The sequence below is a fragment of the Pseudomonas sp. NFPP02 genome (assembly GCF_900119355.1).
Taxonomy (GTDB): Bacteria; Pseudomonadota; Gammaproteobacteria; order Pseudomonadales; family Pseudomonadaceae; genus Aquipseudomonas; species Aquipseudomonas paracarnis.
Map to the genome: position 1 here is coordinate 19,642 of NZ_FPJI01000014.1, position 19,360 is coordinate 39,001.

Below are 19,360 nucleotides of genomic sequence, written 5' to 3' on the forward strand. Positions count from 1 at the left end.
CCAGGAAGCACGCGTTATCGTTGACGTTTTTCGCGAGCAAGCTCGCTCCTACCTCGCAGGTTTATCGGCGGGTCAGCAACACACCCGACTCCATATGGTGCGTCCACGGGAACTGGTCAAACATTGCACACTGGGAGATCCGGTGCGTGTCGTGCAGTTGCGCGATGTTCGCCGCCAGCGTCTCCGGGTTGCAGGAGATGTACAGGATGTTGTCGAAGCGCCGGGTCAGCTCGCAGGTGTCCGGGTCCATGCCAGCGCGGGGCGGGTCGACGAAGACGCTACCGAACTCGTAACTTTTCAGGTCGATGCCGTGCAGGCGGCGGAACGGGCGCACTTCGTTCAGGGCTTGGGTGAGTTCTTCGGCGGAGAGGCGCACCAGGGTGACGTTCTCCACGCCATTTTCATCCAGGTTGCTCAGGGCCGCATTCACTGAGGTCTTGCTGATCTCGGTGGCCAGCACCTTGCGCACGCGGGTCGCCAGCGGCAGGGTGAAGTTGCCGTTGCCGCAGTACAGCTCCAACAAATCGTCCGGGCGATCGCCCAGCGCTTCGTAGGCCCAGTTGAGCATCTTCTGGTTCACCGTGCCGTTGGGCTGGGTGAACGCGCCTTCGGGTTGGCGATAGCTGAAGGTGCGCCCACCGATGTCGAGTTTCTCCACCACGTAGTCGTGACCGATCACATCGCGCTTGCCCTTGGAACGGCCGATGATGCTCACATTCAGCTCAGCGGCCAATTTGTTCGCGGCGGTGTGCCAATGTTCGTCCAGCGGGCGGTGATAGCACAGGGTGATCATCGCGTCGCCGGCCAGGGTGGTGAGGAACTCCACCTGGAACAGCTTGTGGCTCAGGGCGGCGCTGGCTTGCCAGGCGGCCTTGAGTTGCGGCATCAACTGGTTGATGCGCTGGCTGGCGATGGGGAATTCTTCGATGAGGATCGGCGTGCGCTTGTCCTCCTGGGAGAACATCGCGTAGTGGCGCTCGCCGCCTTCGCGCCACAGGCGGAACTCCGCGCGCAGGCGGAAGTGCTGCAGCGGCGAGTCGAAGACCTGCGGCTCGGGCGCGTCGAACGGTGCCAGCAGGTCACGCAGGCGCGTGACCTTGTCTTGCAGTTGAGCGGTGTAGCTTGCGGCGTCAAAAGTCATGCGTTGAACCAGCCCAGCTTGATCACGAACAGGATCGACAGGATCACCAGTGCCGGGTTCAGCTCACGGTAGCGGCCCGAAAGCAGCTTGATGGCGGTCCAGGCGATGAAACCGAAGGCGATGCCGTTGGCGATGGAGTAAGTGAAGGGCATCGCCAGGGCGGTGATCACCACCGGCGCTGCCACCGTAATGTCGTCCCAGTCGATTTCGGCCAGGCCTTGGCTCATCAGCACCGCCACAAACAGCAAGGCTGGCGCGGTGGCATAGGCCGGCACGCTGGCGGCCAATGGCGAGAAGAACAGTGCCAGCAAAAACAGGATCGCTACCACGATGGCGGTCAAGCCGGTACGGCCACCGGCGCTCACGCCTGCAGCCGATTCGATGTAGCTGGTGGTGGTCGAGGTGCCCAGCAGGGAACCGGCCATGGCAGCGGTACTGTCGGCGATCAGTGCACGGCCCATTTTCGGCATATGGCCGTCCTTGCCCATCAGGCCGGCGCGCTTGGCGACGCCGATCAGGGTGCCGGAGTTGTCGAACAGGTCAACGAACAGGAAGGCGAAGATCACGCTGACCAGGCCGATGTCCAGCGCGCCCTTGATATCCAGCTGCAGGAAGGTCGGCGCCAGGGACGGCGGTACCGAGGTCACACCGATGAAAGGCGTGAAACCCAGGACGATGGAGGCAACTGTCACCGCCAGGATGCCGATCAGCACCGCGCCGCGTACGGCCAGGGCTTCCAGCGCGACGATCAGCACGAAACCCAGGGTGGCCAGGATCGGCGCCGGTTGTTTCAGGTCGCCCAGGCCCACCATGGTGGCCGGGTTGCTCACCACGATACCGGCGTTATGCAGGGCGATCAGCGCCAGGAACAGGCCGATGCCGGCGGCAATCGCCGAGCGCAGAGGCAGGGGGATGGCGTTGATGATCCACTCACGAATGCGGAAGATCGACAGCAGGAAAAACAGCACCGCCGAAATGAATACCGCGCCCAGCGCCACCTGCCAGGTGTGGCCCATGTGCAGGACCACGGTGTAGGTGAAGAAGGCGTTGAGGCCCATGCCCGGTGCCAGGGCAATCGGGTAGTTGGCGATCAGGCCCATCACGGTCGAACCGATGGCCGCCGCCAGGCAGGTGGCGACAAACACCGCGCCCTTGTCCATGCCGGTCTCGCCGAGGATGCTCGGGTTCACGAACAGGATGTAGGCCATGGCCAGGAAGGTGGTGATCCCCGCGAGAATCTCGGTGCGCACATTGGTGTTGTGGGCTTTGAGTTGAAACAGCTTTTCCAGCATGCCGGCTCCCTGTGACGCTAGTGTGCGTCGTGATTTGTTGACCTCTAAGTCAAAGCACAAACTGCGCCAAACGCTTGTGGTTTCAGAGAGGATCGGAAAAAGCGGCGCATCATACCAGCAGCCGAGGCTGTGTGGCGCATGGGCTTGAGGCATACTGCGCCGACGTTCAACAGCCGGTCACCGACAGCATGAAAAAAGCCAACCCGTGGAGTCTAGCTCTGATCGCCAGTATCAGCCTGTGGCTGGGCGCGGCACCGGCATGGGGCGCGGCTGCACCGGCCTTGAGCGAGGTGCGGGTGTTCAAGGTGGAGTCGGCCAACTGCAGCGAAGCGATCCCGGAGCGGGTCAACACCACCCAGATGTGCGAGCACCGCGGGCCCACCCAGGTCTCGGTGATGGAAGTCGGCCTGGGCAACAGCCCCATGGGCCGCTTCAACGGCGCGGAGTTGAATGGGCAACGCACAGCGGTGTGCCAGGTCGGCAACATCAGTGAGGCGTGCAACGGCGTGGGCACCTTGATGGGCTACATCTATGTGTTCGACCTGAACGTCCAGGCCCAGGGCTGGTTCGAATTCACCAATACCTCGATCAACCCGCCGCAAAACACCCTGAAAGCCCAGCTCAATATCCGCTGATCAATCATCTTGAACGCTCAAAACCCCGGGAAGTCGTACCCCTAAGACGGCGATTTTTCTGAACGCCGCGGACGTACACCAACCCGTGAGGTGTTTATGAGCGCGACCCCCAATGGCGCGGCGGCCCAGCCGTTCGTCGCCCACCCGATACGCCTGACACTCAACGGCCAGGATCGCCAACTGAACGTGTTGCCCTGGACCACCTTGCTGGACTTGCTGCGTGAACAGTTGGACCTGGTGGGCAGCAAAAAAGGCTGCGACCACGGCCAGTGCGGCGCCTGCACCGTGTTGCGTGACGGCAAACGCGTGAATGCCTGCCTGACCCTGGCCGTGATGTGCGACGGCGCCGAATTGACCACCATCGAAGGCCTGGCCGACGGCGACCAACTGCATCCCATGCAACAGGCCTTTATCCAGCACGACGCTTTCCAGTGCGGCTATTGCACCCCCGGCCAGATCTGTTCTGCCGTGGGCCTGGCCAATGAAGGCCGCGCCCACGACCGTGCGCAGATCCAGGAATTGATGAGCGGCAACCTGTGCCGCTGCGGCGCCTACAACAACATCCGCGATGCCATCGAAGACGCGCTGCCGGCCTGCCGGCGCCAGGGAGGTGAGTCATGAATCCCTTCCACTACAGCAGGCCGACCGATGTGCAGCAGGCCGTTCAGATGAGCAGCGCCGCCTCGCGCTTTATCGCCGGTGGCACCAACCTGCTGGACCTGATGAAGGAAAACATCAGCCATCCCGAGCACCTGATCGACATCACCGGCTTGCCGCTGCACGACATTCAAGAGACCGCCGAGGGTGGCCTGCGTATCGGTGCGCTGGTGAGCAACGCCGACCTGGCCTGGCACCCACTCATTGAGCAGCGTTACCCGTTGCTGTCCCAGGCCATCCTCGCCGGGGCGTCCCCGCAGTTACGCAACATGGCCAGTACCGGCGGCAACCTGTTGCAGCGCACCCGTTGCTATTACTTCTACGACGCCGCGGTGCCGTGCAACAAGCGCCAGCCCGGCAGCGGCTGCCCGGCGCGCAACGGTTTGAACCGTATCCATGCGATCCTCGGCGCCAGTGAACAGTGCGTGGCCACCCATCCATCGGACATGTGCGTGGCCCTGGCGGCGCTTGCGGCGCGGGTGCATGTAGAGGGACGTGGCGGTGCGCGGGTGATCGAGTTCGCCGACTTCCATCGCTTGCCAGGCGATGCGCCGCAACGTGACAACCAATTGGCCGACGATGAGCTGATCACGGCCATTGAGCTGCCCGCCGATCACCTGGCCCGCCACAGCCATTACCTGAAGATCCGTGACCGTGCCTCCTATGCCTTTGCCTTGGTTTCGGTGGCCGCCGCCTTGGAACTGGACGGCGATGAAATCATCGACGCCCGCCTGGCCTTGGGCGGTGTGGCGCATAAACCTTGGCGTGACCGCGCAGTGGAAGCCTTGCTGATTGGCCGCACGGTCAGCCGCGAAACCTTCAGCGCCGCCGCCGACGCCCTGCTGCAAGACGCCGAACCGTTGGAACACAACGGCTTCAAGGTCAAGCTGGCGCGGCGAGCAATCATTCGTGCCCTGAGCGACGCCGCCGTCGCAGGAGAACAGCCATGAGCGCCATCGGCAAACCCCTGGACCGCGTCGACGGTCTGCTCAAGGTCACCGGCCAAGCGCGCTATGCCGGTGAGTTTCCCGAGGACGGCCTGCTGCATGGCAGCGTGGTGTCGAGCACTATCGCCAAAGGCCGGGTGCTGAGCATCGATGCGTCCAAGGCGTTGGCCTTGCCCGGTGTAGTGGACGTGATCCATCACCTCAACCGGCCGAAAATCGCCAGCTATGACGAGGCGTTCGCCGATGCCGATGCGGCCGATGGCTCGCCTTTTCGTCCGCTGTATAACGACCGCGTGCTCTACAGCGGCCAGCCCCTGGCCCTGGTGATTGCCGATAACCTCGAACTGGCGCGGCACGCCGGCTCGCTGGTGCAGATCGACTACGCGCCCGAAACCTTCGAAACCGACCTGCTCACCCAGCAAGCGGCGGCGCACCCGTCGCCCCAGACCCCGCCCGAACCGCGAGGCAACTTCGAAGCTGAATGGGCCGGTGCCGCAATCAGTCTGGACCTGCACTACAGCACGCCCATCGAGCATCACAACCCGATGGAACCCCACGCCAGCACCGTGCTGTATCAGTCCGATGGCACTCTGCATATCCACGACAAGACCCAGGGCCCGCAGAACTGCCAGGCCTATGTGCAAAAAGTCTTCGGCCTGGACAAGCGCCAGGTGCGCATCTTCGCCGCTTTCGTCGGTGGCGCCTTCGGTTCGGGCCTGCGCCCGCAATACCAATTGCCGCTCGCGGTGATGGCGGCCATGGCGCTCAAACGCTCGGTGCGCGTCACCCTGACGCGCCAACAGATGTTCACCTTCGGCTATCGTCCGCGCACCTTGCAGCGTTTGCAGATGGGCGCCGCCGCCAATGGTCGCTTGCTGGCGTTGGGGCATACCGCGATTGGCCAGACGTCGCGCTTTGAGGATTTCAGCGAGCACGTGGTGGAGTGGAGCGGCATGCTCTATCACTGCGACAACGTGCAACTGACGTACAAGTTGGCGCCGTTGGATGTGTTTACCCCGCTGGACATGCGTGCCCCCGGCGCCGCACTAGGCGTGCTCGGCCTGGAGTGCGCCATGGACGAACTGGCGTGTGCCCTGGCCATCGACCCGGTGCAATTGCGCCTGATCAACTACGCCGAACGTAACCAGAACGAAGACAAACCCTGGTCGAGCAAGGCCCTGCGCGAGTGCTACAGCGAAGGCGCCGAACGCTTCGGCTGGCACCAACGCAACCCGGAACCGCGTAGCATGCGTGACGGCCGCCAACTGATCGGCTGGGGCATGGCCGGCGGCGTGTGGGAGGCCATGCAGATGAAAGCCAGCGCCAAGGCGCGCCTCGACGCGCAGGGCAAGCTCACCGTCAGCAGCGCCACCACCGACATTGGCACTGGCACCTACACGGTGATGACCCAGATCGCCTCCCAGGCCAGCGGCGTGGCCATGGCCGACGTGCGTTTTGTGCTGGGCGATTCGTCGTTGCCCACGGCGCCGTTGCAGGGCGGCTCGTTTACCGTGTCCTCGGTGGGTACGGCGGTGCAGCAAGCCTGTGAAGCGCTGAATGCCAAGTTGCTCCAGGTCGCCCGGCAGACCTACCCGGTGTTCAAGGACGCCGAAGCCGTGCGGTTTGAAGAGGGCCAACTGCATGCCGGTGATGTGAGTGTTTCGTTGGCGCAACTGGTCAAGGACAGCGGTGAGGAGGTGCTGCAAGCACAGGTTGACAGCGAGCCGGACAAGAAGCGCCAGGGCTATGCCTGCGCGACCCATTCGGCGGTGTTTGTCGAGGTGCGGGTTGATGAAGACCTGGGCACCATCAGGGTCAGCCGTGTGGTCAGCGCCATTGCCGCGGGGCGCGTGGTCAACCCCAAGATGGCCCGCAGCCAGATCCTTGGCGGCGTGGTGTGGGGCATTGGCATGGCCCTGCATGAAGAGACCCAGGTCGACCATGAGCTGGGGCGTTACATGAACCACAGCCTGGCCGAGTACCACATCCCGGTGAACGCCGATATTGGCGAGATTGACGTGCTGTTTGTCGAAGAGCACGACGAGATCGTCAATGCGCTCGGGTCCAAGGGCGTGGGGGAAATCGGCATTGTCGGGGTAGCGGCGGCGGTGGCGAATGCGGTTTACCATGCCACCGGCAAGCGGGTTCGGGAGTTTCCGATTACCTTGGATAAGGTGCTATAGCCCAAACCGTCAGACCAATGAAGTTCCAGTGTGGGAGCTGGCTTGCCTGCGATAGCGGTGTATCAGCCACCAGAAAGTTGCCTGATACACCGCTATCGCGGGCAAGCCCGGCTCCCACAGGGTATGGCGGTGAAGCCTATGGCTTGGTTTCTTCCACCGGCACATGCATGCGATCCCGGTTGGCCAGGGTCGGGAACAGCTTGATCCACACCCCGGTCACCACCAGGGTGCCAACCCCGCCCATCACCACCGCAGGCACGGTGCCAAACCAGTGGGCGGTAATCCCGGATTCGAATTCGCCCAATTGATTGGACGCACCGATAAACAGGCCATTGACCGCACTCACTCGCCCGCGCATTTCATCTGGCGTTTCCAACTGCACGAACGATGCACGGATCACCATGCTGATCATGTCTGCCGCGCCCAGTACCACCAGCACCGCCAGTGAAAACCAGAACGAAGTCGACAGGCCGAAGGCGATGGTTGCCACCCCGAACACGCCGACGGCGGTGAACATCACGCGGCCCACCTTGCGGTCTACTGAGAACCGCGCCAGCCACAGTGACATCAGCAATGCGCCCACGGCCGGGGCCGACCGCAGCAGGCCCAGGCCCCAGGCACCGGTCAGCAGGATGTCCTTGGCGAACACCGGTAACAGCGCGGTGGCGCCGCCCAGCAGCACGGCAAACAGGTCCAGGGAGATGGCGCCAAGAATGTCCGGGCGGCTGCGGATAAAGCGTATGCCGGCCAGCAGCGAGTCCAGGGTGGCCTTGGCTTTGTTCGGCGGAGTCTGGCGTGCGGGCAGGTTAAGTGTCAGCACGCAGGCGATCAGGTACAGCGCCACGGTGGGGCCGTACACCCACACGCTGCCAAACGCGTAAAGCAAACCGCCCACGGCCGGTGCGACGATGGTCGCCAGTTGCTGGGCCGATTGCGAGGCGGCCACAGCGCGGGGGAACAGCGCGCTGGGCACGATGCTGGGCAAGAGCGCCTGGGTGGTGGGCATTTCAAACGATCGCGCGGCGCCCAGCAGGAAGGCGAGGATAAAGATCATCTCGCGGGTCACGTTGCCGGTCAGGCCGCCGATGGCCAGGGACAAGGCGATCAGCGCCTGCAAGGTCTGGCAGATGGCAGCGACCCGGCGGCGTTCATAGCGGTCAGCCACATGCCCGGTGTGCAGCATGAACAGCACGCGCGGCACGAATTCCACTAGGCCGACCAGGCCCAGGTCCAGCACGTTGCCGGTCAGTTGGTAGAGGTTCCAGCCGATTGCCACGGTGAGCATCTGGAAGCCGCTGGCGGTAAAGATCCGCGCCAGCCAGAACGCGATGAAAGGACGGTGGTGACGTAGCAGCAACGCAGGTTCACTGGGCATCGGAAATTCAGGTCAGGAGCGGGGGAATGGCGAGATTAGCATCAAGCTGTAACAAATAGTTGCAAGAACAGGGCTGAGGCAAGCTGTCACGCGGCAAAAGACCACACAGTCCTACAGCAAAAATGGGACTACTCTTTCAACGATGCTTGATCCAGATCAAAACCTGCCCCGGGATTGTTCTGGCGGCCGCAAGGCCAGATTCCCCACGCGATGGGTAATAAAAGAAACGAATTGAAATTCGCCACACTCCATATCCGTGGGGGCAGTGGGTGCAGGCTCCCAGCCAGCAGCCGGTATTACCTGACAGAGGAAGACTTATGTTCGGTTTGGAGGCGCTAGATCTCGCCCGAATTCAATTCGCGTTCACCATCTCATTCCACATCCTGTTCCCGGCGATCACCATCGGCCTGGCCAGTTACCTTGCGGTGCTGGAGGGCTTGTGGCTCAAGACCCACAACGACACCTACCGCGACCTCTACCATTTCTGGTCGAAGATCTTTGCCGTCAACTTCGGCATGGGGGTGGTATCGGGCCTGGTCATGGCGTACCAGTTCGGTACCAACTGGAGCCGCTTCTCGGACTTCGCCGGTGCCGTCACCGGGCCGTTGCTGACGTACGAAGTGCTCACGGCCTTCTTCCTCGAGGCCGGTTTCCTGGGCGTGATGTTGTTCGGCTGGAACAAGGTGGGGCGCAAGCTGCACTTCTTCGCCACGGTGATGGTGGCCGTGGGTACGTTGATCTCCACGTTCTGGATTCTTGCCTCTAACAGCTGGATGCAGACGCCCCAGGGCTTTGAAATCATCGATGGCCGCGTAATACCGACCGACTGGCTGGCGGTGATCTTCAACCCGTCGTTCCCCTACCGCCTGATGCACATGGCCACGGCTGCTTTCGTTGCCACGGCGTTCTTCGTCGGCTCGTCGGCGGCCTGGCATTTACTGCGCGGCAAGGACAACCCGGCGATCCGCAAAATGCTCTCGATGGCGATGTGGATGGCCCTGATCGTTGCGCCCATCCAGGCGGTGATCGGCGACTTCCACGGCCTCAATACCCTCAAGCATCAACCGGCCAAGATCGCCGCGATTGAAGGCCACTGGGAAAATATCGGCAACGAGCCCACGCCGCTGATTTTGTTCGGTTGGCCGGACATGAAAGCCGAGAAAACCAAATACGCGGTCGAGATTCCGTACCTGGGCAGCCTGATCCTGACTCACTCCCTGGACAAGCAGGTGCCGGCGCTCAAGGAGTTCCCACCTGAAGACCGCCCCAACTCCACCGTTGTGTTCTGGTCGTTCCGGGTCATGGTCGGCCTGGGGTTCCTGATGATCTTCACCGGTCTGTTCAGCCTGTGGCTGCGCCGGGGCGACAAGATGTACACGTCCAAACCGTTCCTGTACCTGGCGCTGTGGATGGGCCCGTCTGGGCTGATTGCGATTCTTGCCGGTTGGTTCACCACCGAAATTGGTCGCCAGCCCTGGGTGGTCTACGGGTTGATGCGCACGGCGGATGCCTCCTCCGGGCATAGCCTGACGCAGATGACCATTACCCTGGTGTTGTTCGTGGTGGTGTACTTCGCGCTGTTCGGCGCGGGCCTGGGCTATATGATGCGCCTGGTGCGCAAAGGCCCCGTGACCCACGACAGTACCGAGCCCGCCCATGGTGGCCCCGGCCAGAAACGCACCCCCGCGCGTCCGTTGTCTGCTGCCGACGATGGCAGTGATAACGACCACGACCACATCCAGCACAAGGGGAATTGAGATGGGTATTGATCTTCCGCTGATCTGGGCCGTGATCATCATCTTCGGCATCATGATGTACGTGGTCATGGACGGCTTCGACCTGGGGATCGGCATTCTTTTCCCGTTTGTTCCGGGCAAAGTCGACCGTGACGTAATGATGAACACCGTGGCGCCCGTATGGGACGGCAACGAAACCTGGCTGGTACTCGGGGGCGCGGCGTTGTTCGGCGCGTTCCCGCTGGCCTATTCGGTGGTGTTGTCGGCGCTGTACCTGCCGCTGATCCTGATGCTGATCGGCCTGATCTTCCGCGGCGTGGCCTTTGAGTTCCGCTTCAAGGCCAAGGACCACAAGCGTCACCTGTGGGACAAGGCGTTTATTGGCGGCTCGCTGGCGGCGACCTTCTTCCAGGGGGTGGCGTTGGGCGCCTTTATCGACGGTATTCCGGTGGTGGATCGCCAGTTCGCCGGCGGCTCACTGGACTGGCTCACACCCTTCACGATGTTCTGCGGCGTGGCGCTGATCGTGGCGTATGCCTTGCTCGGCTGCACCTGGCTGATCATGAAGACCGAAGGCAAGTTGCAGGAGCAGATGCACAATCTGGCGCGGCCTTTGGCGTTTGTAGTGTTGGCGGTGATCGGCATCGTCAGCATCTGGACGCCGCTGACCCATCCGGAAATCGCCTCGCGCTGGTTCACCTTGCCGAACCTGTTCTGGTTCCTGCCGGTGCCGATCCTGGTGCTGGTCACCATGTACGGGCTGATCCGCGCCGTGGCACGTAATGCGCACTACACGCCGTTCCTGTTGACGCTGGTGCTGATTTTCCTCGGCTACAGCGGGCTGGGGATCAGCCTGTGGCCGAACATCATCCCGCCGTCCGTGTCGATCTGGGATGCCGCCGCGCCGCCGCAAAGCCAGGGCTTCATGCTGGTGGGTACGCTGTTCATCATCCCGTTTATCCTGGGCTACACCTTCTGGAGCTACTACGTGTTCCGCGGCAAGGTCACCCACGAAGACGGCTATCACTAGGAGGGTTGAACCATGTCAAAACCTTCGTTGCATGAGATTGAACAGGCCGAGAAGCAGCCGTTGTGGCGGCGCCTGGGGTGGCTGGCGATGATCTGGACCGGCAGCGTGCTGGCCCTGTTCGTGGTGGCCAGCCTGATGCGCATGTTCATGAATGCGGCAGGCCTGAGCACGCATTGACACTGTAGGAGCGAGCTTGCTCGCGAAAAACGTCAACGATAACGCGGGGTGCCTGACGCCCCGCGGTGTTCTCAGGTTTTTCGCGAGCAAGCTCGCTCCTACAATAAGCAGGGCTTTTTTATTTACGCGCCTTGAGGATGACGAACTTGGGCGTGGCCGCTACTTGCTCGACACCACGGAACAACCGCGCCAGCTTGCTGTGGTAGCCCAGGTGACGATTCCCGACGATGTACAAGGCGCCACCGACCACCAGCGCTTCGCGTGCCTGCTGGAACATGCGCCAGGCGAGGAAGTCGCCCACCACTTGTTGTTGGTGGAACGGTGGGTTGCACAGCACCACTTCCAGCGATTGCGCCTCCTGGCCGGCCAGGCCATCGTCGGCACGTACGCTGACGTCCCGCTCTCCCAAGGCGGCTTGCCAGTTTTCGGCGGCCGATTGCACTGCCATATACGACTCATCCACCAAGGTGTAGTGCGCGTCGGGGTTCTGCAGGGCGCTGGCAATCGCCAGTACGCCGTTGCCGCAGCCCAGGTCCGCCACGCGTGCACTGCCCAGGTTTTTTGGCAGGTGCGGCAGGAAGGCACGGGTGCCGATGTCCAGGCCTTCGCGGCAAAAGACGTTGGCGTGGTTACACAACTCGATGACCGGCGCATCCAGGGTATAGCGGGTCGGGTAGGGCGAGACCGCGGCAGGGCGCGGCTCGACGCTGGCAATCAGCAACCGCGCCTTTTTGACCGCCAATGAGGCGTGCATGGGCCCGATGTAACGCTCCAGCAATTCGCCCGCAGCCCGTGGCAAATGCTTGATCATTGCACCTGCGATCACCTCGGCGCCGGGCGCCAGTTGCCCTTGCAGGCGGATCAGTTGTTCTTCCAGCAACGCCAGGGTTTTCGGCACGCGGATCAACACGCGATCGAACGGCCCGGTCGCGAGCTGGCTGGCCGGTATGAAGGGCACGGCATCAAAGGGCTTGCCGTTGCGCACCAGGTTTTTCTCCAGGCCCTGAGCGGCGAGGAACGAGTCACCGCTGGAGGTCACTTGCACCTGGCCTTGAAGGCTGGCTGCCAGGGCGCCGAAGCTGTCATTGAGCACCAGCACGCGGGTGGCGGCAGTGGGCTGTTGCGCGGCGAGGTGGCTGAGCAGGTATTCGTCGGCGGCATCGAAGGCTTGCAGCGGATCATTGTGTTGCTCTGGCTGACGAATCAGGTCGAGCTGGGCGAAAGGGCTGTCAAGCAGGGGCATGGCGGGGCGAGGCTCTGGGTAATCGACGGACCGTCTGAGTGAACGGCGGGGCCACCGTGGAAAGCGCACCCTCAACACTCAGAATTGGCCGTAAATGTTACGTTTTTTTCAACGCGATGACATGCGGTGTTTTACGTGGGCTAAAACAGCCCGGCTTTAGCGGCGCGCAGCACCGCCTGGATCTTGTTATGCACGCCCAGTTTCTTGAAGGTACTGCTGATATGAAACCCCACGGTGCGCTCGGACAGGCAAAGAATCGCGGCAATCTCCGAGGCGGTCTTGCCCATCGCCGACCACTTGAGGATTTCTGTTTCCCGGGCAGTCAATTTGCTGGGCGCTTTGATGTCGGGGGCGTCGGCGTACTTCTGCGCGACGACCGCATGCATCGCATGGCAAAGCCACAACACCTGGCCGGCTTTTTCGTAAAGCTCTTCAGGGCTGACCTCGCCCTTGCTGCGAACCAGGGTCAGCATGCTGAATACACCCTGGAAGTCATGCACGGCTTGGGTCCAGCCTAAATGCACCCCGCATGACTGGGCCAATTCCCACAGCTTGGGGGTGTTGGCAAAGGTTTTTTGTTCCCAGAGAATAGGCAGTACCGAGGTTTTACAGTGGGTTACAACGGGGTCTACATCGAAGAAGTGCGCTTGTTTATAAATGCTAAGCCATTCATTTGGATAGTTATTAAACAGAATGGGTTTTGTTTGGGGGCTTTGTGATTGGGAACTCATGGTAAAGGAGCAATATTCGAAACCTAGTTCATAAGTGTGGTTTATCACCATCTCAAACACACTGGTGATTTCACTCTCGCCGTCCAGCTTGGGCAGCCGGGTATTATGCCAATTGACCATCGGTGACTCTCCATGCGCGTATATGTGACCTGGGTACGTCCTGATCCCCCATTGCAGCTCGAAAACAAGTGTAGGGTAAGTCCTACAACTGAGCTTGAAAAATATTTTACTTCCAGGGTTTGTTTAGTTGGCGGGTTTTGTACAAGGCTTGAAGTTTTGTATAAGGGCGCTTGGCAAGTTACTTTTTTTCAATATTATTAATATCTTGAAAGTAGTATCAAAATGATGTCGCTGTACGTGCCGTTTCATCTCGGGAGGTATTCGGGGCGCGTTAATAGCCAAATAGTTAGTGCTAGTGGTGAACCCATGGTTTACCCCTGGACTTGGTTGAAAAACGCGCAGGCCAGCCGCGTGAACCTTGAGTGACGGCAAAGCCAGTACCAATCATCAGTGTTTGCGCGGTCTGTTTTGAGGGACACTAACGGCCTGTGCAAAACGGAGCCCCCCATGACGGCCAGTGCTGAGAAATTTACCCGCCAGACCCTGCTCGATGTGCAGTCGCTGACCCCCAGCCTGTTCACCCTGCGCACCACCCGCGATGCCGGTTTTCGTTTTACCGCCGGCCAGTTCGTGCGCCTGGGCGTTACCAAGGCGGATGGCAGCACCGTCTGGCGTGCCTATTCCATCGTGTCTTCGCCGTTTGACGAGCATCTGGATTTCTTTTCCATCGTGGTCCCCGGTGGTGAGTTCACCAGTGAACTGAGCCGCCTGAAGGTGGGCGATACCTTGCTGGTCGAGCGCCAGGCCACCGGGTTTCTGACCCTCAACCGCTTTGTCGACGGGCGTGACTTGTGGTTGCTGGGAACCGGAACGGGCGTCGCGCCGTTCCTGTCGATCCTGCAGGACTTCGAAGTGTGGGAAAAATTCGAGCGCATCATCCTGGTGTACAGCGCCCGGGAAGCCAAGGAACTGGCCTACCAGTCGCTGATCGACACGCTGGGTGAGCGCGAGTACCTGGCCGAGTACGCCCACAAGCTCACCTACATTCCCATCGTCACCCGCGAGCAGCATCCGGGCGCGTTGAATGGGCGTATTACGGCCTTGATCGAAAATGGCGAATTGGAGCGGGCCGCCGGCGTGGAGCTGACGGCGCAGGATTCGCGCGTACTGATTTGCGGCAACCCGCAGATGGTCGATGACACGCGCCAGTTGCTCAAGCAGCGGGACATGCAACTGAGCCTGAGCCGACGACCTGGGCAGGTGGCGGTAGAAAATTATTGGTAGAAAAAAGGCGCCTTGCGAGGCGCCTTTTTTGCATCCGCAGGTTAAAGCGGCTTGTTGTTCTGTGCCTTGAGCAGATCGCGGATCTCGCCCAGCAGCACTTCTTCCTTGCTTGGCGTGGGCGGCAAGCTTGGGGCCACGGCTTCTTCGCGCTTCAGACGGTTGATCGCCTTCACACCCATGAAGATTGCAAACGCGACGATTATAAAGTCGATGATGCTCTGGATGAACTTGCCGTAGGCCAGCACAACAGCGGGTACATCACCCTGTGCTGCCTTGAGCGTGACGGCCAGATCGGCAAAGTCCACGCCACCGATCAGCAGGCCGATGGGAGGCATTATCACGTCGCCTACAAATGAGGAAACAATCTTGCCGAAGGCAGCACCGATGATGATACCGACGGCCATGTCGACCACATTACCTTTGACCGCGAAGGCCTTGAACTCACTGATCACGCCCATAGGTTATTCCTTGTTACAGTTGAGGAGGGTGGAGGTCAGTGTAATTCAGTCGAACAGCGCTTGCTCGACACAACTGTTAACACTGTCGGTTTTTATCGACACATCAAATCGCAAATAGTTTGCAAAGTGCCATCAATCGCGCGCGAATTAGCCGCTATTTCAGCGGGTTACCAGATTTTTTTCTTAATCGGGTCTGTGGTGTTTTTCTATTTATCTTCTGACTCGCAGGTCACTAGCCTCTGGCAAGCACAACTGAATGTGCATTAAAAAAACCAGAGGAAACCTCGATGAATACTCCAATCAGCCGCAGGCCCGTGTCGGCGCGCCACGCGCTGGCACTGGTGACCGCCAGCCTGCTTTCCCTCTCTGTGCAAGCCGCCAACCTGACCCGCGATAACGGGGCCAACGTCGGTGATAACCAGAACTCCCAGACCGCCGGCGCAAATGGCCCGGTGTTGCTGCAGGATGTGCAACTGATCCAGAAGCTGCAGCGCTTCGACCGCGAACGCATCCCGGAGCGCGTGGTGCACGCGCGCGGCACGGGCGCCCATGGCACCTTCACCGTGACCGACAACCTCAGCGACCTGACCAAGGCCAAGGTGTTCGCCGCCGGTGAAACCACGCCGGTGTTCGTGCGCTTCTCGGCGGTGGTGCATGGCAACCACTCCCCGGAAACCCTGCGGGACCCACGGGGCTTCGCCACCAAGTTCTATACCGCCGAAGGTAACTGGGACCTGGTCGGTAATAACTTCCCCACGTTCTTTATTCGCGATGCCATCAAGTTCCCGGACATGGTCCATGCCTTTAAACCGGACCCGCGCACTAACCTGGACGATGACTCGCGCCGTTTCGACTTCTTCTCCCATGTTCCAGAGTCCACTCGTACACTGACCGAGTTGTACTCGGACTCCGGCACCCCAGCCAGTTACCGCGAAATGGACGGTAATGGCGTACATGCCTACAAGTTGATTAACACTAAAGGTGAAGTGCACTACGTCAAGTTCCATTGGAAGAGCCTGCAGGGCATCAAGAATCTTGATCCCAAGCAAGTTACCGAGGTGCAAGGGCGTGATTACAGCCATATGACCAATGATCTGGTCACGCACATCAACAAAGGCGACTTCCCTAAGTGGGACCTGTATGTGCAGGTGCTCAAGCCTGAAGACCTGGCCAAGTTTGATTTCGACCCACTGGATGCCACCAAGATCTGGCCGAATGTGCCCGAGCGCAAAGTCGGGCAAATGGTGCTGAACCGCAACCCGGCCAATGTGTTCCAGGAAACCGAGCAAGTCGCGATGGCCCCGGCCAACCTGGTACCGGGTATCGAGCCGTCGGAAGACCGCCTGCTGCAGGGGCGCGTGTTCTCCTACGCCGATACGCAAATGTACCGCCTGGGCGCGAACGCCCTGCAGTTGCCGATCAACGCTCCACGGGTCACCGTCAACAACGGCAACCAGGACGGCGCGATGAACGTCGGCAAGACCACCACCGGCGTCAACTACCAGCCAAGTCGCCTGTTGCCGCGGGAAGAGCCGCAAACCGCACGCTACAGCCAGTCGCCGCTGTCGGGCAGCACCCAGCAGGCCAAGATTCAACGTGAGCAGAACTTCAAGCAGGCCGGTGACCTGTACCGCTCCTACACCAAGAAAGAGCGCGAAGACCTCATCAACAACTTTGGCGGCTCATTGGCCACCACCGATGACGAGAGCAAGCACATCATCCTGTCGTTCCTCTACAAGGCGGATCCGGAATACGGCACCGGCGTGGCCAAGGTCGCCAAGGGCGATCTGACTCGCGTAAAGGCGCTGGCGGAAAAACTGACTGACTGATTCGTTGGTTGCGGTCGGCGCCTTCACGGGCGTCGACCTTTGGCAGGAGAACACCCTATGCGCATCTCTATCGGTTTACTGATGGCCATGCTGGCCTTCGCTTCCCATGCCGAGTCCCCTGACCCGGTGGCGCTCAAGGCGCAGTTGCAGGATTACTATTTCGACGCCGCCCGTCGTGGCGACCTCGACATGCTCAACACCTTCATAGAGTCCGGCTACGGCCTCAATGCCCAGGATGACAAGGGCTACACCGCGTTGATCCTGGCTGCTTATCACGGCCAGGGCCCGTATGTGGAGCGTCTGCTCGATGCCGGCGCCGACGCCTGCGTCCAGGATAAACGCGGTAACACGGCGTTGATGGGCGCCATCTTCAAAGGCGAGCTGAAAATCGCCCAGCGCCTGTTGGCCACCGACTGCAACCCTGACCAGCGCAACGGCGCAGGGCAGACCGCCGCCATGTACGCCGGGTTGTTCAAGCGCGTCGAATTGTTGGGGGCGCTGCAAGCCAAAGGCGCAGACCTGAACGCCGAGGACCCCGTGGGTAACAGTGCTTCACGTTTAGCCAAGGGCGAAATCCGGACCCCAGCGTCGCGCTGAGCTATCATCGCGGTTTTTCGGTTGGAGGTTCTCACATGGCAAAGGCCAAGCGCATGTACGGCTGCACAGAGTGCGGCGCGACCTTTCCCAAATGGGCGGGCCAGTGCTCTGAATGCGGCGCGTGGAACACGCTGACTGAAACCATGATCGAGAGTGGCGGTGCCGCGGCCCCCACCGGCCGTACCGGCTGGACCGGGCAACAGGCGCAGATCAAGACCCTGGCCGAAGTCAGCGTCGAAGAGATCCCGCGCTTTTCCACCGCCTCCGGCGAGCTGGACCGGGTCTTGGGCGGTGGTCTGGTGGACGGCTCGGTGGTGCTGATCGGCGGTGACCCGGGCATCGGCAAGTCCACGATCCTGCTGCAAACCCTGTGCAGCATCGCCAGCCGCATGCCAGCGCTGTATGTCACCGGCGAAGAGTCCCAGCAGCAAGTGGCCATGCGCGCCCGGCGCCTGGGCTTGCCCCAGGACCAACTGCGGGTCATGACCGAAACCTGCATCGAAAGCATCATCGCCACGGCGCGCATCGAAAAGCCCAAAGTCATGGTCATTGACTCGATCCAGACGATTTTCACCGAACAACTGCAATCGGCACCCGGCGGCGTGTCCCAGGTGCGCGAAAGCGCGGCGCTGTTGGTGCGTTACGCCAAGCAGAGCGGCACGGCGATCTTCCTGGTCGGCCACGTGACCAAAGAAGGCGCACTGGCCGGGCCACGGGTGTTGGAACACATGGTCGACACCGTGCTGTATTTCGAAGGGGAATCCGACGGTCGCCTGCGCCTGCTGCGGGCGGTGAAGAACCGTTTTGGCGCCGTCAACGAACTGGGCGTGTTCGCCATGACCGATCGGGGGCTGAAAGAAGTCTCGAACCCCTCGGCGATTTTTCTCACCCGCGCTCAGGAAGAAGTCCCGGGCAGTGTGGTAATGGCGACGTGGGAAGGCACCCGGCCGATGCTGGTGGAAGTCCAGGCGCTGGTGGATGACAGCCATTTGGCCAACCCACGACGGGTCACATTGGGCCTGGACCAGAACCGCCTGGCGATGTTGCTGGCGGTGCTGCACCGGCATGGCGGCATTCCGACCCACGATCAGGATGTGTTCCTTAACGTGGTGGGCGGGGTCAAGGTGCTGGAGACTGCGTCCGACCTGGCGCTGATGGCGGCGGTGATGTCCAGCCTGCGTAATCGGCCGTTGCCCCATGACTTGCTGGTGTTTGGCGAGGTGGGTTTGTCGGGCGAAGTGCGCCCGGTGCCGAGTGGGCAGGAGCGGTTGAAAGAGGCGGCCAAGCATGGCTTCAAACGGGCGATTGTGCCCAAGGGCAATGCGCCGAAGGAGGCGCCGCCAGGGTTGCAGATCATTGCTGTGACGCGGCTGGAGCAGGCGCTGGATGCCCTGTTCGAATAATCCGCAACACTGCTGAACCCCTGTGGGAGCTGGCTTGCCTGCGATAGCGGCGGGTCAGCTCACCCATCCTTGTCTGATACACCGCCATCGCAGGCAAGCCAGCTCCCACCCTTGATTCATGTTGGCGGCTAGAACTCCAGCAGTGCGCCCAGCTCGCGCTCCAGTTCTTGCTCATCACCCAGGTTCAACTCAACGAACCTACGCAAATGGCTGATCGAATCCAGATCAATGTGTTTGCACACAAAGCCCAATTGACCCTGCTCTTCATGGGTCAGCCGCGCTTGCATCTTTATATGCGTCTTCTGGTCCAGGCGTATGTCGACGTCAAAGGGCAGCGCTTTATTTCCCTTCCAGTTGTCAGGCCGTTCCACCAGCAATCCCTTGAGTGATAAATCCACCAGTTTGACCGGCCATTCGCTGCCGTTTTGCCGAAGTTCGGCCGTGGCATCAAAGGCGATCCGGCGAAAACGGCGACGTTCGGACGCATGCTCGGTCATGGTAAAGCCCTCTGTGAATGGGAGGAGTGTAGCCCGGGGCCATCAAGGGGCGTTTATTTCGGCTTTTTTTAGCGGTTGAAGGCTC

18 protein-coding genes and 1 pseudogene are annotated in these 19,360 nt (G+C 61.0%); 12 read left to right on the forward strand and 7 right to left on the reverse strand.

The window, feature by feature from the left end; genetic code table 11:
• Positions 1 to 61: 61 nt before the first annotated feature.
• Positions 62 to 1,141, reverse strand: coding sequence for a tRNA (uridine(54)-C5)-methyltransferase TrmA (gene trmA, locus BT204_RS22205; RefSeq protein ID WP_072448292.1), 1,080 nt, complete (start codon positions 1,139 to 1,141; stop codon positions 62 to 64).
• Complete coding sequence (locus BT204_RS22210) at positions 1,138 to 2,433, reverse strand: NCS2 family permease (protein ID WP_003194342.1); 1,296 nt, start codon at positions 2,431 to 2,433, stop codon at positions 1,138 to 1,140. The genes trmA and BT204_RS22210 overlap by 4 nt, the downstream gene beginning before the upstream one ends.
• Before the next feature lie 188 nt (positions 2,434 to 2,621).
• Here BT204_RS22210 and BT204_RS22215 point away from each other — a divergent pair, with 188 nt between their 5' ends.
• The 4 genes from BT204_RS22215 to BT204_RS22230 all read left to right on the forward strand — a co-directional run bounded on the left by BT204_RS22215 (position 2,622) and on the right by BT204_RS22230 (position 6,855).
• Positions 2,622 to 3,068 (forward strand): DUF4879 domain-containing protein, encoded by a 447-nt coding sequence (locus BT204_RS22215; RefSeq protein ID WP_034127050.1) that lies wholly within the window; start codon positions 2,622 to 2,624, stop codon positions 3,066 to 3,068.
• A 96-nt stretch (positions 3,069 to 3,164) separates the two neighbouring features.
• Positions 3,165 to 3,689 (forward strand): (2Fe-2S)-binding protein, encoded by a 525-nt coding sequence (locus BT204_RS22220; RefSeq protein WP_034126942.1) that lies wholly within the window; start codon positions 3,165 to 3,167, stop codon positions 3,687 to 3,689.
• Complete coding sequence (locus BT204_RS22225) at positions 3,686 to 4,675, forward strand: FAD binding domain-containing protein (protein ID WP_020301733.1); 990 nt, start codon at positions 3,686 to 3,688, stop codon at positions 4,673 to 4,675. The genes BT204_RS22220 and BT204_RS22225 overlap by 4 nt, the downstream gene beginning before the upstream one ends.
• Positions 4,672 to 6,855: a xanthine dehydrogenase family protein molybdopterin-binding subunit gene (locus BT204_RS22230; protein WP_072448293.1), complete on the forward strand. Its 2,184-nt coding sequence runs from the start codon at positions 4,672 to 4,674 to the stop codon at positions 6,853 to 6,855. Before BT204_RS22225 ends, BT204_RS22230 begins: the two co-directional genes overlap by 4 nt.
• 136 nt (positions 6,856 to 6,991) lie before the next feature.
• On the opposite strand, the gene BT204_RS22235 is transcribed toward BT204_RS22230, so the two are convergent.
• Entirely contained in the window at positions 6,992 to 8,230 is a 1,239-nt protein-coding gene (locus BT204_RS22235; RefSeq protein ID WP_072448294.1) for an MFS transporter, read from the reverse strand.
• A gap of 317 nt (positions 8,231 to 8,547) precedes the next feature.
• On the opposite strand from BT204_RS22235, the gene BT204_RS22240 reads away from it, so the two are divergent.
• From BT204_RS22240 to BT204_RS28215, 4 genes and pseudogenes are all read left to right on the forward strand, one after another.
• Entirely contained in the window at positions 8,548 to 9,987 is a 1,440-nt protein-coding gene (locus BT204_RS22240) for a cytochrome ubiquinol oxidase subunit I (protein ID WP_014720025.1), read from the forward strand.
• Between the two features lies 1 nt (position 9,988).
• A complete protein-coding gene (gene cydB / locus BT204_RS22245; protein ID WP_034126946.1) occupies positions 9,989 to 10,996 on the forward strand; it encodes a cytochrome d ubiquinol oxidase subunit II in 1,008 nt (335 codons plus the stop codon).
• Between the two features lie 12 nt (positions 10,997 to 11,008).
• A complete protein-coding gene (locus BT204_RS22250; protein WP_003194328.1) occupies positions 11,009 to 11,173 on the forward strand; it encodes a DUF2474 domain-containing protein in 165 nt (54 codons plus the stop codon).
• A gap of 16 nt (positions 11,174 to 11,189) precedes the next feature.
• A pseudogene (locus tag BT204_RS28215) lies at positions 11,190 to 11,279 on the forward strand (outer membrane lipoprotein carrier protein LolA); the annotation flags it as partial.
• A gap of 12 nt (positions 11,280 to 11,291) precedes the next feature.
• On the opposite strand, the gene BT204_RS22255 reads toward BT204_RS28215, so the two are convergent.
• The gene (locus tag BT204_RS22255; protein ID WP_057975522.1) at positions 11,292 to 12,416 is read right to left on the reverse strand and encodes a methyltransferase; all 1,125 of its coding nucleotides are present in this window, start codon (positions 12,414 to 12,416) and stop codon (positions 11,292 to 11,294) included.
• A gap of 140 nt (positions 12,417 to 12,556) precedes the next feature.
• Positions 12,557 to 13,267 carry a helix-turn-helix transcriptional regulator gene (locus tag BT204_RS22260; protein ID WP_054896158.1) on the reverse strand — a complete coding sequence of 237 codons (711 nt, stop codon included), beginning with the start codon at positions 13,265 to 13,267 and terminating at the stop codon, positions 12,557 to 12,559.
• Positions 13,268 to 13,714: 447 nt separating this feature from the next.
• On the opposite strand from BT204_RS22260, the gene BT204_RS22265 reads away from it, so the two are divergent.
• Positions 13,715 to 14,491 (forward strand): ferredoxin--NADP reductase, encoded by a 777-nt coding sequence (locus tag BT204_RS22265; protein ID WP_019818025.1) that lies wholly within the window; start codon positions 13,715 to 13,717, stop codon positions 14,489 to 14,491.
• Positions 14,492 to 14,532: 41 nt separating this feature from the next.
• Here the strand turns inward: BT204_RS22265 and mscL are convergent, their stop codons facing one another.
• Positions 14,533 to 14,949: a large-conductance mechanosensitive channel protein MscL gene (gene mscL, locus BT204_RS22270; RefSeq protein ID WP_014720019.1), complete on the reverse strand. Its 417-nt coding sequence runs from the start codon at positions 14,947 to 14,949 to the stop codon at positions 14,533 to 14,535.
• A gap of 287 nt (positions 14,950 to 15,236) precedes the next feature.
• On the opposite strand from mscL, the gene katB reads away from it, so the two are divergent.
• The 3 genes from katB to radA are packed head-to-tail and all read left to right on the forward strand — an operon-like array spanning position 15,237 to position 18,778.
• Positions 15,237 to 16,778 carry a catalase KatB gene (katB, locus tag BT204_RS22275; protein WP_072448296.1) on the forward strand — a complete coding sequence of 514 codons (1,542 nt, stop codon included), beginning with the start codon at positions 15,237 to 15,239 and terminating at the stop codon, positions 16,776 to 16,778.
• A 57-nt stretch (positions 16,779 to 16,835) separates the two neighbouring features.
• On the forward strand, positions 16,836 to 17,375 hold the full coding sequence (locus tag BT204_RS22280) for an ankyrin repeat domain-containing protein (RefSeq protein ID WP_072448298.1): 540 nt from the start codon (positions 16,836 to 16,838) through the stop codon (positions 17,373 to 17,375).
• 35 nt (positions 17,376 to 17,410) lie between these two features.
• A complete protein-coding gene (radA, locus tag BT204_RS22285) occupies positions 17,411 to 18,778 on the forward strand; it encodes a DNA repair protein RadA (RefSeq protein ID WP_072448300.1) in 1,368 nt (455 codons plus the stop codon).
• 128 nt (positions 18,779 to 18,906) lie between these two features.
• On the opposite strand, the gene BT204_RS22290 is transcribed toward radA, so the two are convergent.
• The gene (locus BT204_RS22290; protein ID WP_072448303.1) at positions 18,907 to 19,275 is read right to left on the reverse strand and encodes a PilZ domain-containing protein; all 369 of its coding nucleotides are present in this window, start codon (positions 19,273 to 19,275) and stop codon (positions 18,907 to 18,909) included.
• Positions 19,276 to 19,360 lie beyond the last annotated feature (85 nt).

Coding starts and splice junctions, on each gene's coding strand:
- BT204_RS22240 (WP_014720025.1), top strand. CDS start 8,548: ATGTTCGGTTTGGAGGCGCTAGATCTCGCCCGAATTCAATTCGCGTTC.
- BT204_RS22250 (WP_003194328.1), top strand. CDS start 11,009: ATGTCAAAACCTTCGTTGCATGAGATTGAACAGGCCGAGAAGCAGCCG.
- BT204_RS22255 (WP_057975522.1), bottom strand. CDS start 12,416: ATGCCCCTGCTTGACAGCCCTTTCGCCCAGCTCGACCTGATTCGTCAG.
- radA (WP_072448300.1), top strand. CDS start 17,411: ATGGCAAAGGCCAAGCGCATGTACGGCTGCACAGAGTGCGGCGCGACC.
- cydB (WP_034126946.1), top strand. CDS start 9,989: ATGGGTATTGATCTTCCGCTGATCTGGGCCGTGATCATCATCTTCGGC.
- BT204_RS22210 (WP_003194342.1), bottom strand. CDS start 2,433: ATGCTGGAAAAGCTGTTTCAACTCAAAGCCCACAACACCAATGTGCGC.
- BT204_RS22230 (WP_072448293.1), top strand. CDS start 4,672: ATGAGCGCCATCGGCAAACCCCTGGACCGCGTCGACGGTCTGCTCAAG.
- BT204_RS22235 (WP_072448294.1), bottom strand. CDS start 8,230: ATGCCCAGTGAACCTGCGTTGCTGCTACGTCACCACCGTCCTTTCATC.
- BT204_RS22260 (WP_054896158.1), bottom strand. CDS start 13,267: ATGGTCAATTGGCATAATACCCGGCTGCCCAAGCTGGACGGCGAGAGT.
- BT204_RS22225 (WP_020301733.1), top strand. CDS start 3,686: ATGAATCCCTTCCACTACAGCAGGCCGACCGATGTGCAGCAGGCCGTT.
- trmA (WP_072448292.1), bottom strand. CDS start 1,141: ATGACTTTTGACGCCGCAAGCTACACCGCTCAACTGCAAGACAAGGTC.
- BT204_RS22220 (WP_034126942.1), top strand. CDS start 3,165: ATGAGCGCGACCCCCAATGGCGCGGCGGCCCAGCCGTTCGTCGCCCAC.
- BT204_RS22215 (WP_034127050.1), top strand. CDS start 2,622: ATGAAAAAAGCCAACCCGTGGAGTCTAGCTCTGATCGCCAGTATCAGC.
- BT204_RS22265 (WP_019818025.1), top strand. CDS start 13,715: ATGACGGCCAGTGCTGAGAAATTTACCCGCCAGACCCTGCTCGATGTG.
- BT204_RS22290 (WP_072448303.1), bottom strand. CDS start 19,275: ATGACCGAGCATGCGTCCGAACGTCGCCGTTTTCGCCGGATCGCCTTT.
- BT204_RS22280 (WP_072448298.1), top strand. CDS start 16,836: ATGCGCATCTCTATCGGTTTACTGATGGCCATGCTGGCCTTCGCTTCC.
- mscL (WP_014720019.1), bottom strand. CDS start 14,949: ATGGGCGTGATCAGTGAGTTCAAGGCCTTCGCGGTCAAAGGTAATGTG.
- katB (WP_072448296.1), top strand. CDS start 15,237: ATGAATACTCCAATCAGCCGCAGGCCCGTGTCGGCGCGCCACGCGCTG.